This window comes from Nostoc sp. NMS8 (assembly GCF_017115045.1).
Taxonomy (GTDB): Bacteria; Cyanobacteriota; Cyanobacteriia; order Cyanobacteriales; family Nostocaceae; genus Nostoc.
In genome coordinates, this window is sequence record NZ_JABXKK010000104.1 from 196,466 (window position 1) to 212,465 (window position 16,000).

13 protein-coding genes are annotated in these 16,000 nt (G+C 42.1%); 8 read left to right on the forward strand and 5 right to left on the reverse strand.

Annotated elements, in window-relative coordinates:
- Nucleotides 1-361 precede the first annotated feature (361 nt).
- A complete protein-coding gene (gene csaB, locus HWQ39_RS27340; protein WP_292852301.1) occupies nt 362-1,399 on the forward strand; it encodes a polysaccharide pyruvyl transferase CsaB in 1,038 nt (345 codons plus the stop codon).
- A 258-nt stretch (nt 1,400-1,657) separates the two neighbouring features.
- On the opposite strand, the gene HWQ39_RS27345 is transcribed toward csaB, so the two are convergent.
- From HWQ39_RS27345 to HWQ39_RS27360, 4 genes are all read right to left on the reverse strand, one after another.
- Nucleotides 1,658-2,791 carry a PepSY domain-containing protein gene (locus HWQ39_RS27345; RefSeq protein WP_292852304.1) on the reverse strand — a complete coding sequence of 378 codons (1,134 nt, stop codon included), beginning with the start codon at nt 2,789-2,791 and terminating at the stop codon, nt 1,658-1,660.
- A 191-nt stretch (nt 2,792-2,982) separates the two neighbouring features.
- A complete protein-coding gene (locus HWQ39_RS27350) occupies nt 2,983-5,574 on the reverse strand; it encodes a TonB-dependent siderophore receptor (RefSeq protein WP_292852346.1) in 2,592 nt (863 codons plus the stop codon).
- A gap of 151 nt (nt 5,575-5,725) precedes the next feature.
- Nucleotides 5,726-6,721: an AraC family transcriptional regulator gene (locus HWQ39_RS27355; RefSeq protein ID WP_292852307.1), complete on the reverse strand. Its 996-nt coding sequence runs from the start codon at nt 6,719-6,721 to the stop codon at nt 5,726-5,728.
- Between the two features lie 57 nt (nt 6,722-6,778).
- Entirely contained in the window at nt 6,779-7,075 is a 297-nt protein-coding gene (locus tag HWQ39_RS27360; protein ID WP_292852310.1) for a hypothetical protein, read from the reverse strand.
- A gap of 364 nt (nt 7,076-7,439) precedes the next feature.
- Between HWQ39_RS27360 and HWQ39_RS27365 the strand changes: the two genes are divergently transcribed.
- The 7 genes from HWQ39_RS27365 (at nt 7,440) to HWQ39_RS27395 (ending at nt 14,172) form a co-directional block, all read left to right on the forward strand.
- The gene (locus HWQ39_RS27365) at nt 7,440-8,471 is read left to right on the forward strand and encodes a chlorophyll a/b binding light-harvesting protein (protein ID WP_292852313.1); all 1,032 of its coding nucleotides are present in this window, start codon (nt 7,440-7,442) and stop codon (nt 8,469-8,471) included.
- Nucleotides 8,472-8,473: 2 nt separating this feature from the next.
- On the forward strand, nt 8,474-9,907 hold the full coding sequence (locus tag HWQ39_RS27370; protein WP_292852316.1) for a chlorophyll a/b binding light-harvesting protein: 1,434 nt from the start codon (nt 8,474-8,476) through the stop codon (nt 9,905-9,907).
- A gap of 96 nt (nt 9,908-10,003) precedes the next feature.
- The gene (gene fldA / locus HWQ39_RS27375; RefSeq protein ID WP_292852319.1) at nt 10,004-10,516 is read left to right on the forward strand and encodes a flavodoxin FldA; all 513 of its coding nucleotides are present in this window, start codon (nt 10,004-10,006) and stop codon (nt 10,514-10,516) included.
- A gap of 69 nt (nt 10,517-10,585) precedes the next feature.
- Nucleotides 10,586-11,344, forward strand: coding sequence for an alpha/beta fold hydrolase (locus tag HWQ39_RS27380; RefSeq protein WP_292852322.1), 759 nt, complete (start codon nt 10,586-10,588; stop codon nt 11,342-11,344).
- Between the two features lie 380 nt (nt 11,345-11,724).
- Complete coding sequence (locus HWQ39_RS27385; protein ID WP_292852325.1) at nt 11,725-12,759, forward strand: chlorophyll a/b binding light-harvesting protein; 1,035 nt, start codon at nt 11,725-11,727, stop codon at nt 12,757-12,759.
- Nucleotides 12,760-12,829: 70 nt separating this feature from the next.
- Nucleotides 12,830-13,798 (forward strand): chlorophyll a/b binding light-harvesting protein, encoded by a 969-nt coding sequence (locus HWQ39_RS27390; protein WP_292852328.1) that lies wholly within the window; start codon nt 12,830-12,832, stop codon nt 13,796-13,798.
- A 98-nt stretch (nt 13,799-13,896) separates the two neighbouring features.
- On the forward strand, nt 13,897-14,172 hold the full coding sequence (locus HWQ39_RS27395; RefSeq protein WP_292852331.1) for a hypothetical protein: 276 nt from the start codon (nt 13,897-13,899) through the stop codon (nt 14,170-14,172).
- 196 nt (nt 14,173-14,368) lie between these two features.
- Here the strand turns inward: HWQ39_RS27395 and HWQ39_RS27400 are convergent.
- Nucleotides 14,369-16,000, reverse strand: a 1,632-nt coding sequence (locus HWQ39_RS27400) for an AAA-like domain-containing protein (protein ID WP_292852334.1), incomplete at its 5' end; no start/stop codon positions are given.

The following is a 16,000-nucleotide window of genomic DNA, read 5'->3' on the forward strand; positions in this document are numbered from 1 at the left end:
TTGAAAATAGAGCTTGTGAATGAGTCTATTATCTGTATATAGCAGTTCCCATTCAGATGCGGTACAACATTATATCGCGATGTGTAGGGGCAATTCATAAATCATTGGTGTCTACTTAAGCTGAAACTCTTTTAAAACCTCGTTTCCAGTCTTCGGCTGGGAACGAGGCAATCTAAAAGCTCGTTCTAGACTTGCTTTCGCGTTAAGTTGACACTAATGTACCCCGCAGAAAGCCTTCGGCTACATGAATTGCCCCTACGAATGTACCTGACGCTTGTTGTTAAACGCTATAAACGACAGATATTCTGTATAAAAAAGCTATTAATCTAAAATCCAAAATTTAAAATCCAAAATGGTCAAGATGCGGGCATTATTGTCTGGGTATTACGGTAAAGGGAATGGTGGTGACGAAGCTTTATTGGCAACGCTTTTGCAAATGTTACCATCTCATGTAACGCCTGTGGTGCTTTCGGGAAATCCAGAGGAAACGCGCGATCGCTACAATGTAGAAACCTACGATCGCATGGCTCCTTTACCTGTATTGCAAGCTTTACGCTCTTGTGATGCCTTGATTTGGGGCGGCGGGAGTCTCATTCAAGATGTTACTAGTACTATCAGCCCATTTTATTATGGGGGACTGATGGCATTGGCGCAAAAAATGGGTTTGAAAACTGTTGCTTGGGCGCAGGGTATCGGCCCGTTAGTGCGTCCGCAAACTCGTTGGCTGGCACGGAAGAACTTTAGTAAGTGTACCAAAATTAGTGTGCGCGATCGCGCTAGTGCGGCTTTATTATCTGATTGGCAAATTCCTTGTATTATAGCCCCTGACCCAGTTTGGGCATTGGAATCGCAACCAGTACCAGGACTTTGGGATTTACCTGCGCCGAGAGTTGCGGTAACGTTGCGATCGCATCCCCAACTTACAGAAACACGTCTAGCAAACTTAACTCGCGCTTTGGTTGACTTTCAAAAAGCCACGCAGGCTTTTATTTTATTACTGCCATTTCAAAAAAGTGAAGATTTAAGTATTGCCGAAGCCATTCAACCACATCTTAAAGATGTCAGCCAGATTTTATGTCTAGAAGATCCGCAACTTTTGAAAGGTGTATTTCGGGGCGTCGAGATGGCAATTGGGATGCGTCTGCACAGCTTAATTATGGCAGCAGCTGAAGGTTGTCGTTGCTTTGCTCTCAGTTATGACCCCAAGATAAATCGTCTCATGGAAGATTTGGAAATGCCTGGGTGGGATTTAGCGAGTTTACCCAATGACCCCAATTTGATTAGTCTAACTTGGATGGAGCATTATGCTAATGGCGAGCCATTATCATCAGAGCAAATAAAATCTTTAGTAGATAGGGCATTAATGCACCGTGAGTTATTGAGCCAAGCTTTTCTTTGACCAAGTAATTTGCGGCGTGCAAGCCCCTAAATTTATTTATGGGGGTAAGCCGCAGGCGATTTATCGCGTCTCGTTTATTGACATAGCCTCTGCATACCAAATTACCCAAGTTTTGTCAACTTAATAGGTAAGTTATTTTTGCGTGATGCTTAAGTAGACCGGCGCGAAAAAACCAAACTATGTATTGAGTCACGACAGGTTCTCAACATGGCAGTTGCGCTCTCGGATCTAGGACAATCCAGCGAATTTAACAGATGCTCAATCCTGCCGAAGTAGTTGCAAATCATCTTTCTGCTTGCGTTTGCGATACCACCACATGACAAAACCAGTGATAAATAGAATTAACGGAGCCAGACCAACGAAGACATAGAGAATGCGAGTGGGTAAGCCGCCAAAAGTGCCGAAGTGCAGTGGCATGAAGGAATTGAGAATCTTGTCACCTAACAATACCTTTAACGAATTATCAACTCGTAAAACCTGACCACTGTATTGATCCAGATAGACATTGCTCATACCGTATTCCAGTGGCTCTTGGGGGAGCTTCATCCGCAATCGCAGAGGCGCTTTGGGGTCTATCGTTAAGTCAATGCTCCGCAATGCTCCATCAGGCAGGGCAAGTTGAGCCGTTTTCACCTGTTGGCCCAGAGATAGAGGAGATTGACCTGCGATCGCTACAGAGACAAGCTCAGGCAGCGATGGACTGAAGGTGATGGCACGAATTAGAGGGTCAACATAGCCCAAATTCCAGGCAAATCCAGTGAAAAATGTGAACAGTAAAAATATAGCGGTAGTAATACCAGATACCTTGTGTAGATCGAAGTTAAGGCGCTTGGGGTGGGCATCCCACTTCATTTTGAAGCCGGAAATCAGCTTGCGCCAACCAGGCCACAAGATAATTCCCGTGATCACAACGATGCACGTTACTAAACCTATAACACCGAGAATCTGTAAACCCAGATTGCCCAATTTTAACGAGGTGTGGAGTTCATAAACAATCTGGATAAAGTGCTGTACGGCATTGGGATGTAGGCTGTCACCCAGAATTGTCCCGGTGTAGGGGTTGATGTAGACTTCTACCCAATCGTTGCTCGGAATTGAGATGACGACATTAAAGAGATCGTCGGGTTTAGTTGGGAAATAAACCCTTTGCAATGCCATTTTTGGCTGGTTGGCATAGGCGGCTTTGACAATATCCAGAACAGCCTCCAATGATAAGCGCTGGCCTTTGGGCAAGATAGCGCCAAACTGTTGATGCAGTTGAAACTCGTTGATTTCGCGCTGGAAAACGATCAGGCTGCCAGTTAAGCCAACTAGGATGGCAATCAATCCCACCGCTAAACCAATATAACGGTGCAGGGTAAATACGAAGTTACGTAGTTTTTTATTACTCAAGATAGACGCTCCTTTGCACGATGTCAGGCTTAATTACCCCCCTCAATCCCCCCGTTTATTGGGGGGAAGAAAAATCATGTTCCCTCACGCCAGCTTCAAGTCGGGCGTTGCCCGCCCAACGCAGTGGCTCCCCTTTATAAGGGCAGGGTTAGGGTGGGGTAACTTCTTTGCAAGGGGAGAAAACAAGGGGGTCAAAACTCAAAAGAAATTGTTCCCTGTACGGTAAATGGTGCTTGGGGGAAGGTGAGGTAGTCGTTTGATTCGTAATATCTGACATTGAAGATGTTCTTAAAGTTGAGCGCAGCCCGCCAATTATCCCGTTTGTAACCGATTAAGGCTTCGGTTGTGACATAAGATGGTAGAATAAACGGATCATCGATGTTGGCAGTGCGATCGCCTTTAAAAAATAACCCCGCACCCAACTGTAATCCTTGCAAGTTACCCTTTTGAAATTCATAAGTTGTCCATAAACTCGCGCCATGATATGGTGCATTTGTCAGATGGCGACCTTCGGGAAGTCCGGCATAACCTTTGCTAACATAAGCATCATTGAGAAAACCAGAGGCAATCACTTTCCAACCCGGTAAAATTTCCCCGGCTACATCCAGTTCAATTCCTCGACTTTTCACTTCTCCAATTGCAATTGAGAATTGGTCGTTGTTGGAGTCTGTAGTGGGGACATTTGTTTTAGTAATGTCATAGACTGCGAGGTTTACTGAAAGTCGCTTGTCTAAAAGTTCAGCTCTGATGCCAGCTTCATACTGTGTACTATAGGAAGGCTCTATTTGAATCCGGCCTGCTTTTAGAGTCCCTAAGTTGCCTGCAAAAGAGCGATTGTAGCTGGCGTACAGCGAAATCGGTTCGATGGGTTGATAAACGATGCCCACACGCGGTGAAAAGGCTTGAGAGTTAGCACTAGACTTTTGCGGTTCGTCAGTAATACTGAAATTTTCACTGCTGTTGTCAAAATAGTCATATCTCCCGCCTAGAACCAACTTCAGATTGGGCAACAATGTCACCTGGTCTTGCAGATAAATTCCTATGCCGTTATTTGCGCTGTTACCCCTGGTATAAACGCGCTCAGGGAGTAGAACGTCATAGTTTGGCTGAAAAATATCTATTGAGGGGAAATCAATATAATAGCTGTTGCTGTAATTAGATGTATTCCGTTTCCAGTCCACACCTAACAACAGTTGATGGGCGATCGCACCCGTGTTGAATTTACCAATCAAGTTGGTTTGCAGAGCATAACTTTGTGAATAATTCGGACCATCACCAAACTGCTCTCGCGTCAATGTCCGACCATCCTCTAAAAGATCACCGGTGGTTTGGGTAACTTTTTCACCACCTTCACCAAATTGTGCGGAAAATCTGCTTCTGAGCCGCCAATTTTCACCAAACTGCTGACTGAGTGTTAGCGCCAGACGATGGCTTTCATTATTTTGAAAATCGTCGGGTTGAGCTAAATTGCGATTTCTGGGCAATGTTAAATAGATTGCTTCTGGTTTAAAGCCGCGATCGAACCCTTGTTTAGAATCAAGATATTCGTAGGCGAAGTCTAGGGTTGTGGCATCACTAATCTTGTAGCTGATAACTGGAGAGATATATAATATATCGTTTTCAATGTAATCCCGATAGCTGCCAGAATTTTCATAGGAAACATTCAAACGATACAATAACCTTTTATCGGTCGTTAGTGGTCCAGACAGGTCGATTGCAGGATTGTAGTAATCGTAGCTACCAGCCGTGAAACTAGCATAATAATAGGGATTGCTTAAAGGTTTTTTCGTCACATAATTTACCAGACCACCCGGATCTCCTTCTCCAAACAGCACTGAAGCTGGACCTTTAAGCACTTCCACCTGTTCAATGTTGGCACCATTGGCAGGAAGTAAACCATTAAACCCATCTACTAACTGACCACCACCGAAACCGCGAATCCTGACTTCACCGAAAAGATTGCCATAGCCTCCTCCTATCTGAGTACCAGATACATTGCGAACCGCATCCACAATCCGCGTGATTCCCTGATCCTTGATTACCTGTTGGGGAATCACCTGAATCGATTGAGGAATATCACGTAAAGGTGTATCAGTTAAAGTTGCAGTTGATGCTTCTGGCACAGTGTATCCATCTTGTTCACCTGTGACTACAAGTTCAATTGGTTCATCACCCTCTGTTGATGGTTGCTCTGACTGTGTTTGTTGTGTTTCCCCTCCCCTTGGCAAGTCGGTAGGCGTGGTGGGGTTTTGCGCTGAGGATGCAGCACCACTAGCCACAGAGAAAATTAAACCCTCATCTGGACTATCAAACAACTCAACAGTTGGTACACCTGTTTCTCCTGTCACACTCACCCGGATAGTCTGAGCATCAAAGTTTGTTACCGTTATCTCAGTAACACCTGCAATTGGTTTTTCAGAGCGAAATGTAAAAGTGTCACCGTTGGGTAAACGCAGTTGAGCATTGGGAATATCAGTGATAAAGTTATTACCAACAGTGCGATTCACTACTTGCAATTGTTGCCCTTTATCACTCTGTAAAATCACCTCCACACCCTTAGCGGTGGGATTTGCCTTCACGGAGGTAACTTGTATAACTTCACCCACCTGGCTTTTCCCTGGCGGGTTCTGTTGTTCTATCTGAGCTAACCATTCTTTGACTGTTCTTGCGGAACGGTCTAGTTCCTGTACACGGGGAATTTCAGTCTCTTCTTTTGCCTGTCCAGGTTCCATAACCACAGTAAGAAAAAAACAGGAAATAAACAGCGATCGCCACAGTTTCATCACTCCACACACCCAATCGAATTTCTCAAAATAGAGCTATTACTTGAGAATTATTTTGATCTAACTCTGTTTATTGAGAATACGGGAAATTGCGCGATCACATATACACCGAAACCGGATTTTTTTTATCGGAATCGGGATCTAGTTTTTGCTACAAGCTTTTTTGCTTACGATACTCTCTAGGAGTGATCCCAAATTGCCGTTTAAACAAATATCCAAAATGACTTATACTTTCGTACCCTACTTGAGAAGCAATTTCTACAATTGTTGAATTAGTCTCGATGAGTAACTGCTTTGCTTGCTCTAGCCGTAGGGATTGCACATATCCCAACACTGTAGTCCCAAACACTTCTCGAAATCCCCGCTTGAGCTTAAAGTCATTGAGTCCAATTTGGCTGGCTAAATCTAGTAGAGAAGGTGGATGAGGCAGGGTTTGATTTAAAATAGCTTTGGCGTGATGTAAACGTTCAATTTCATCAGCACGGAAAAATTGCGATCGCTGTAATACCTGATTATTTTCCCCCCACTGGGCAATCTGAAGTACCAGTAATTCCAACACCTTTGCTTCTAAATACATTTGTCTGAGTGTTTCTCGGTACGGACACTGCAATATTTGTTTTAGTAGCAGTTGCATTGTCGGTGTGGTAAGTCCTAATGGCTGATGAAACCTCTGTGGAATCGCATTTTCTCTCAACTGCACCAGTAAAACCGGCAATTGCTCAAAGCTGCTTTGGAAACTAGAAAGTAAATCAGCATTCCAATAAATACTGATTTGTTGAGCGCGTTGGTTCGGGGTATGATGTTCAAACTCCCGAATATCATGCAAAAAAAATAAGTAGTTGTAACCTGCGACTTCTTCATAATCTTCACTAACTCCTGGCACATTTGGTGTAACAGTTCTTACACCACCAGATAAAAAAAATTTAGATACAAGAAAAGGTAAATCATGCTGTTGATGTTCAACAATCACTGGTTGAGAGAACTCATTCTCACAGATTACTAGCTCAAGGTTATGGCGAAGAAAAGTCCAGCGAAAGCTGCTTTGACCAAACCAAGTAGATAATTCGGCTTTTCCCTCATAGTCATTAAACTGCACATCTTTGCAAAATTCTCCAAAGTCTTCTGTCCCAGTTAGACGAATAGTCATGATAATACTCTCAAGTAATTATTGAGAAATAGTATCTATTAGGACGGAGAGCGATGTCTACGAAAAGCCGCTAAAAGTGTCTCCGACAGGAGAAGGAGAAGAGACTGCTTTTTCAGTCAGAATACCCAACTGAATTCTGGCTCCCGACTCATGAATTCTGTTCGTATCAGAATAGCGAATCCCCTCAGTATCTCCACGAGTCAAGATGATCGAGGAACCTTTTTGACTTAAGAAACTTAGGTTCCGAAGTAAGCGATTCAGTTCGGCTTCGTTAGCTAGGTTCCAAAATATACCACACACAATCACAAAATATACTCCCGAACAATTTGCACTCACTGCTGCAATGTTGGTCACTATTGTAGAGGTCGTGCCATTCAAACCAGTCTTGTGGCATAAGGGGCAATTTCCGTTTGATTTAAATTATCCTCTTGCAGAGTGCGTTATTCACTCTTAATATAAAAGTACGGTAAATTTATCGATTTACCGTATTTTATTGGGCTAATGGAACCTACCATAAAACTCCTTAAAAATCAAGTCTCATATCGCTTTTAGTCTAGCTTTCAGTTTGTTTCCTAAAATACTTTACAAAAGTTGATTTGCATTAATGAAAAGAATTTTCAATAAGTCTGATAGTATATCTTTAGGCTTATTGATATAGATATGCATTAAGGCAGTCATGTATCTCAGCTATTTGTAAACTTTCTTAGGAGGTAATGCCATGACAAGGGTGGCTGTTCAAACACCAGAGTCTATTCCCTGGTGGGCAGGGAATGCCCGGTTAACCAACCTCTCAGGACGACTTTTGGGCGCTCATGTTGCTCATGCGGGGTTAATTGTTCTCTGGGCTGGTGCAACAACCCTATTTGAACTTGCCCACTTCAACAGAGTGCAACCAATGTACGAACAGGGGTTGATTCTATTGCCTCATTTAGCAACCCTCGGCTGGGGTGTAGGAAATGGTGGACAAATAGTTGATACCTATCCCTACTTCGTCGTTGGAGTATTGCACCTAATTAGCTCCGCCTTCTTGGGACTTGGTGGCATCTTTCATGCCCTACGTGGCCCCGCCATCTTAGAAGAGAGATTTTCTTTCTTTGGCTATCGCTGGGAAGATGCTAATAAAATGACCACGATTCTGGGTATTCACTTAGTATTACTAGGTTTAGGAGCCGGCTTACTGGTTGCCAAAGCTATGTTCTTTGGCGGCTTGTACGATTCTACGGTGGGTGAGGTGCGCGTAGTTTCTAGCCCCACCTGGAACTCTGCCGTTATTTTTGGTTACTTATTTGGTGGCGGTGGCAAACACTGGATTGCTGGAGTTAATAACCTAGAAGACTTGGTTGGTGGTCACATTTGGGTAAGCATTCTCTGCATTGCAGGCGGGATCTGGCACATTACTACTCAACCTTTCGCTTGGGCAAAGCAGCTTTTTATCTGGTCAGGAGAAGCATACCTCTCTTACAGCTTGGGTGCTTTAGCTCTCATGGGTTTGATTGCTGCCTATTTTGTCTCTGTTAACACCCTAGCTTACCCACCGGAATTTTATGGGCCAGCCCTGAGTATTGGGTTTGACCGCTTTTCTTACTTCCAGAGTGGAGATTTACTGTCCTCTCGTGTTTGGCTGGCGAATGCTCACTTCTGGCTAGGTTTTTTCTTTCTTCAAGGGCATCTCTGGCACGCTTTACGCGCTGCTGGATTTGACTTCTCAAAGGGTAGAGTCATCCATTCAACTCGTGGGGAGGCAATCTAACAATGGTAACTGCAACAATAACGACCCAGAAATCCGGTTGGTGGGCTGGTAATGCCCGATTCATTAACCTATCAGGTCGGCTTTTGGGCGCTCACATTGCTCATGCTGGGTTGATTGTCCTTTGGGCAGGAGCAATGACTCTGTTTGAAATCACCAAATACAACCCCGGACAACCGATGTATGACCAGGGGTTAATCCTGCTGCCCCATTTGGCAACCTTGGGATTTGGTGTTGGCGACGACGGTCAAATTATTGATACCTATCCCTATTTTGTCATTGGTGTTTTACATCTGATTAGTTCCGCTGTACTGGGTGCTGGTGGAATTTACCACGCCCTTTTAGGCCCAGAAGTCTTAAGTGAAAATCCCTCTTTTCCTGGCTTCTTTGGTTACGACTGGAAAGATGAAGACAAGATGACCACTATCATCGGCATTCATCTACTATTGTTGGGGTTCGGGGCGTGGTTATTGGTGGCCAAGGCGCTGTTCTGGGGTGGCCTTTACGATCCGGTAGTCGCATTTGTACGAGTAATTACTGAACCAACTATTAACCCTAGTCGCATCTTTGGCTATCTCTTCGGTGCTTTTGGCGAACAGGGAATGGCAGCAGTTAATAACCTAGAAGATGTCATCGGTGGACATATTTGGGTAGGAATACTCTGCATTGCTGGAGGATTTTGGCACATTCTCACTAAGCCTTTTGCTTGGGCAAAAAAGGTACTGTTTTGGTCTGGTGAGGCTTACCTATCCTATAGCCTGGGCGCTCTGGCTTACATGGGTTTGTTGGCAGCTTATTTTGTCACAGTGAATGATACTGTTTATCCCACAGTTTTTTATGGCCCGTTGGGGTTGAGTACGACTGCATCGGGAGTAATTACGGTTCGCACTTGGCTAGCAACTAGTCACTTTGCTCTGGCAGTTGTATTTTTAGCTGGTCACATCTGGCACGCTTTGAGAGTACGTGCGATCGCGGCTGGACTTGATTTTCAGCAGGGAGTTGTCAACGCTGCGGGGATACCGGAAATTGGAAATCTCTATACGCCAGTGAATTCTTCGGATATCACGCTAAAGTTATTAAGAAATCTTCCTATTTACCGTCAAGGCTTATCTCCTTTTTCACGAGGTCTGGAAATTGGCATGGCACATGGCTATTTCTTGATTGGCCCATTTGTCAAGTTAGGCCCGCTAAGGGATACAGAATTTGCAAATCAAGTAGGGCTACTTGCGACAATTGCTTTGGTATTGATTTTATCTATTTGCTTGTGGTTGTATGGTAGTGTGTCGTTTCAAAAACGCAAACCTGCTGAAGGGGAACTACCAGAAAATATGAAAACGGCTAAGTCTTGGAGCGAGTTTAATGCTGGCTGGACAGTGGGTAGCTGCGGAGGAGCTTTGTTTGCCTTCCTGCTGTTAACCAATAGCGGTTTGTTTTTCTAAGTCGCATCAACTTATGTCAGGTTTAGGTGTAGGACAAATGGCTATTTTTACATAAGTCCTTTTGAACGCACAACTATTTATTTATCAGGTGACAATATGTCGAAAAAAATTGGTTTGTTTTACGGTACTCAAACTGGTAACACTGAATCTGATGCTGAAAAAATTCGGGATGAGTTTGGTGGTGATGTTGTAACATTACATCCCATTTACGAGGCAGATACTACCACTTTTGATGAGTATGACTTGCTGATTATTGGCTCTCCCACTTGGGATATTGGTCAACTTCAAAGCGATTGGGAAGGCTTTTTCTCCGATCTGGATGAAATAAATTTTAGTGGTAAGCTGGTTGCCTATTTTGGTGATGGAGACCAATATGGCTATAGTGATAACTTCCAGGATGCAATTGGAATTCTAGAAGAGAAAATTTCCCAACGAGGCGGTAAAACTGTCGGTTACTGGCCAATTGAGGGATATGACTTTGAGAATTCTAGAGCTTTGAAAAATGGCAAATTTGTCGGATTGGCACTCGATCAAGGTAGTCAATCTGAGTTAACAGACGAGCGAATTAAAACTTGGGTTGCTCAGTTGAAGACAGAATTTAGTTTGTAGCCTAATAGAGGCGTACAGCTAGCTGTGCGCCTTTCTTGAAATCGATAATTTAGAATTTCTAGGTATTATATGTCCGATCCATTTGATGTTTTATGGTTAAGTGCTAGTCCTGCTTTGCAACGTTTTGATAAACCATTACTTGAATATTTATCTGGGTATACGAGTGTCGCTCAGTGGGAATACCAGCAAACTAAAGATGAAGCTAGTTCCATAGATCAAGCTGTGGAGTTGCTATATGACTTTTTAGAATGGCGCGATCGCCCCGTTCATTTAGTCGGTCATGCTATGGGTGGTGCGATCGCCTTAACCTTTGCGCGTCGATTTCCCCAAAGAGTGCGATCGCTAACTCTGCTGGCTGTAGCGGCTCAACCTGCAAACAATTGGCAAGCTCACTATTACTTTCAACGACAACTTTTTAGCATCAGCCGTGAGTTAGTTTTGGCAAGCAGTGTTCGTAGTCTTTTTGGAAATCAACCACCTCATACTACTAAGAAGTTAGTCGCCGCCTTAGATAAAGATTTAGAACAATCTCCATCATCACACTCTTTATTTAAGTTGGTTTATTTAGCCAAGGGTGGAGTTTCTATGCCAATGATGGTATGTGGTAGCAAGAGCGATCCGGTAGTCAACCTACCTGCATTACATGACTGGTTTAATTGGTTAAAACCAGAAGATAAACTATGGGAATGCTCACAAGGATATCATTTTTTTCACTACTTTTATCCTCAACAGGTTGGCGAAGAGATTTTGAGTTTTTGGCAACATCACCATCCACATTTACTGGTCGCATCTCCACTATCTTTTAGCACTTCTACAAGTTATTCATAAAGGCAGAATAACCAACACTTAAAAACTAATATTTTCTTGCGTTCGAGCGGTGATAGTTACTATTGTCGCTCCATTTGTGTTGCCTATTTTTCCTCCAGTCTTGATAATTACATTTTGTAAAGATTCAATCTAAATAAGAATTATTTTCAATAAACTAATTTTGTAATCTCAATAATTGGTAATTAGCTGTCAATAAGCAGAGTATGTGGCAAGAAGTCATGTCTGACGACAATCGGTAGCCTGCGCTGAATTGGAAGAGTCTCTCCTCCCTCAAGTAAAAGCTCTGCGTCTACTGTGTTAGCACTCATACGACATTCAACTGCTGAAATAAGAACCAACCAATTGAGTATTACTGACAACAATTACTAATTGTCTTAACAATGCAGACATACGGCAATCCCAACCTCAAATTTGATTGGTGGACAGGTAACGCCCGCTTCGCCAATCTCTCTGGCTTATTTATCGGCGCTCATGTGGCACAAGCGGCGCTGACGACGCTCTGGGCTGGGGCGTTTACATGGTTTGAAATCTCTCGCTACAATCCCGAAGTACCAATGGGTGAGCAGGGGTTGATTTTGCTTCCCCACTTAGCCACTTTGGGTTTTGGTGTGGGCGCAGGTGGTCAGGTAGTTGATACTTACCCTTATTTCGTTATTGGCGCTTTACACTTAATTTCTTCTGCTGTGCTTGGTGCAGGGGCACTTTTCCACACCTTCAAAGCTCCAAAAAACTTAAAAGATGCCACTGGTCGCGCTCGGAAATTTCACTTTACATGGGATGACCCGAAAAAACTTGGGTTTATCTTAGGACATCACCTAATTTTCTTGGGATTAGGTGCTTTACTCCTAGTAGGAAAAGCCATGTTCTGGGGAGGACTGTACGACTCGACAATTCACGATGTTCGAGTTGTCACCGACCCCACCCTGAATCCCTTGGTCATTTATGGCTATCAAACTCACTTTGCCACTGTTAACAACTTAGAAGATTTAGTCGGTGGTCATATCTACGTAGGTTTGTTACTCATTGGCGGCGGTATTTGGCACATCCTCATAGAGCCTTTAGCTTGGGCGAAAAAACTTTTAATCTTCTCCGGTGAAGCCATCCTTTCCTACTCTTTGGGCGGTATTGCTTTAGCGGGATTTGTTGCAGCTTACTTTTGTGCGGTAAATACCTTAGCTTATCCTGTGGAATTTTATGGCTCTACCTTGGAAGTAAAACTCGGAGTTAGCCCTTATTTTGCCGACAGCATTAAGTTAGCAAACGGTGGCTACACTTCTAGAGCATGGTTAGCAAATGCCCATTTCTTCTTAGCTTTCTTCTTCTTGCAAGGTCATCTGTGGCACGCTCTGCGAGCAATTGGCGTTGACTTTAGCCGAATTGAAAGGGCAATAAATGCCATCGGTAGCGAATCGTAAAACAATTTTGGATTTTAGATTTTCATAATCTAAAATCCAAAATTCAAAATGCTCATAAAGGTATTTAACTATGACAATTACAACTGATAGAACCTTAGCAGCAGACACAAATTTATCGTGGTTAGTGGGTAATGCCCGTTTAATTGATTTATCTGGTCAATTATTAGGCGCTCACATTGCTCATGCAGGCTTAATTATGTTTTGGGTAGGAGCAATCACAATATCTGAAGTTACACGCTTTGTTCCTAGCGTACCAATGTATGAACAGGGATTGACTTTGTTACCCCACTTAGCAACTTTGGGCTGGGGTGTCGGTGCTGGAGGTGAAGTAGTCGATACCTACCCCTATTTTGTAATTGGCATTTTGCACTTAGTTGCATCTGCTGTATTGGGTGCAGGTGGACTTTTTCATGTTTTCCGTGGTTCGGCAATTTTATATAATACCGGTGGACAGACGGCAAAATTTCACTATGAATGGAATGACCCCAAGCAATTGAGTTTAATTTTAGGTCATCACCTAATTATTCTGGGTTTGGGAGCATTTTTGTTAGTGCTAAAGGCAACAATTTTTGGCGGAATTTATGATACTAATTTGGGAAATGTCCGCCTGATTAGCAATCCCAATTTAAACCCAGGAACAATTTTTGGTTACTTAGTTGGTTTAAAGGATGGTAACTGGAATCCTTTAGGGATGGCAAGTGTTGATAACTTGGAAGATGTCATTGGTGGGCATATTTGGATTGGCTTTATCTTAATTGCTGGTGGTGCATGGCATATTCTTGTACAACCTTTTGCCTGGATAAGACGAATTTTACCAATTGACAATGGTGAAGAAATTCTTTCTTATAGCTTGCTGGGTTTAGCTTTGATGGCTTGGATTTCTACTGCGTTCGTAGCATATAACACGACAGTTTTTCCGAGAGAATTTTACGGCTCTGAACGTCTAGGATTGGCAGATATTCAGTTTTTCCTTGGTGTAGTAGCATTCTTAGGTTATGTTTGGCATTCTTGGCGATCGTCGCATCAAAATAATAGTTAATTAAGTTTCTCTCAACACTAGCTAAATGAAGTCTAATGCCTGCGGTTAACAGCAGTAGACTGTGGGCATTTTTTTTAGATTTTTTATGAGGATAACTAATGTTAAGTATGATTTTGTGTGCATTTTGCACTTGGACAGTAATGATTCTATTTATTTCGAGTTTCTGGTTAACCTTAAAAAAAGGAGTAATTCATTTAAAAAAGCTGCATGAAATTCCTTGCTCTGGTTGCGAATATTTCACTAACGACTACCGTCTCAAATGTACTATACACCCAAAAAAAGCTTGTTCTGAGGAAGCGATCGCTTGTATTGATTTTGAGCCTAAAACCTCTGCCTGTAATGCTTGCCAGAAGGGACGACGAAAGCTTTGTTAAATTTATTTGATAATCGTTCGGTAATATGTTTAGGGTGCGATGTCTGACGACAAGCCTTACGGCTACGCATTTATGATGGGGTGTACTGTAATACGGTTCAGTTAAGATTTTTTGATAAAAATTCGCTGATCGCGTCTCTTGCCAAATCATTTTGCCGCTAATTCTTGATGCGTTCATCCTCTCAAGCTGGGTGTAATCATTCGGATAGGCGTTCTCGGAAATAAAAGCGATATAAATTACAAAGGCATTGAACTTCGTTTCCTTTAAATTTAATTAAGCCCAGACTGCGTAATTTAAAACTTTGTACAGAGTCTAACTTAACAGGAATATTACTGTTGATAACTTTTTGAAACGCTACTTTTAACAATTTATATTCTTCTAACAGTGAAAGATAAGGATGTAAAAAACCTCTAAATAATCCCTCGTCGGTGGGAGCAATTTTCAGAAATTGTTCTAAAGTTAAATTACCTGTGGCAATTTGATAAAGAGCAGTCCTTAATAAATAAGGATGACCATCAATCATTCCCCTTAATTCTCCGATTTGTGTATCTGACCAACTTAATTTATGTCGTTGGATTAATTTTTTTATTTGTGTGGCATTGAATTCTTCTATTTCCACAGATAAACCCACATTAAAGGGGGATTGATTGACATTTAGAGAAACATATACTTCTTGAGAATGAGCAATTAATAAACGCAATTTTTGCCAAATTACTTCGTTTTTATCGTTTTCATGCCAAGCTCGGAGTAGAGCAAAAAATTCTTGAGCAATTTCAGGATAAGGAAAAATTTTGTCAATATCATCTAAGCCTAACACTAGAGGAGTATCAATATTTTTTAATAAATATTCTTTTAAATAATTAGTACAGTTTATTTGATTACTTAATCTTTTTTTCCAATATTTATCTATTTGTTCTTCTAACCCTAACTCTTCACTCAGAATTGCACAAAATCCCTGTAAAAAACTACTGAGATCGGTAAGACTTTCTTGACTCCATAAATTCAGAGAAACTGTGCGATACCCTTTTTGTTTACTATGGTCAAGAATGCGACTTATTAAGGAAGTTTTGCCCATCTTTTGGGGGGCTTTGATGCGAATTAACGCCCCTGGTTGAAAGATGAATTCATAACATTTAATTTCCACCTCTGGACGCTCGATATAAAAGGGGGAGTTAAGAGGAACTTGACCATCAGTATTTTCAAAAATCACTGAGGAGTTATTCTGTTTTGCTTTTAATGTTGGTTGTTGAACAATGCCTAGATTAATTAGCAATTGTTGCTTAATAAACTGACTCACTCCCTTGTAAACTAAATTCTCTGTTGATTTTGGCTTGGTGATAGAAAGATGGTCGTCATCTGTAGCGGTAGGTTGGACATCTTTGATGCCTGGGTTAGCGCTATCTGGATCTACAACTAAAAAACCTTGAGTGGGCTTAGTTTCAAAATAAACTTTTGTAGCAATTTCCAAGGAATCAACATTTTGCCGATACCACTCGTTAAGTTGACGCAGTTGGGGAATATGTACTTTCAGTTCGTCAACACTGACAGAGCTTCGTGCCAAAATCCCAATTTTATCGACTAAGTTGGCGAGATGAGAACCAGTGTGAGGAGTGGAGAGGAATACAATACCTTTTGTCTGTTCAATAATTACTATTTTTTTAAATGTCTGAGCATTACGCAGCATTTCTTTGATTAATAATCCACCCATGCTATGAGTGATAAAAATTATTGGGTATTTGCCAATATCATTAACTTGTAAATATTCTAGTAAATTAGGACTTACGCATTGACAGAATAACAAAATAGTGAATTCATAAATAAGGGTCGT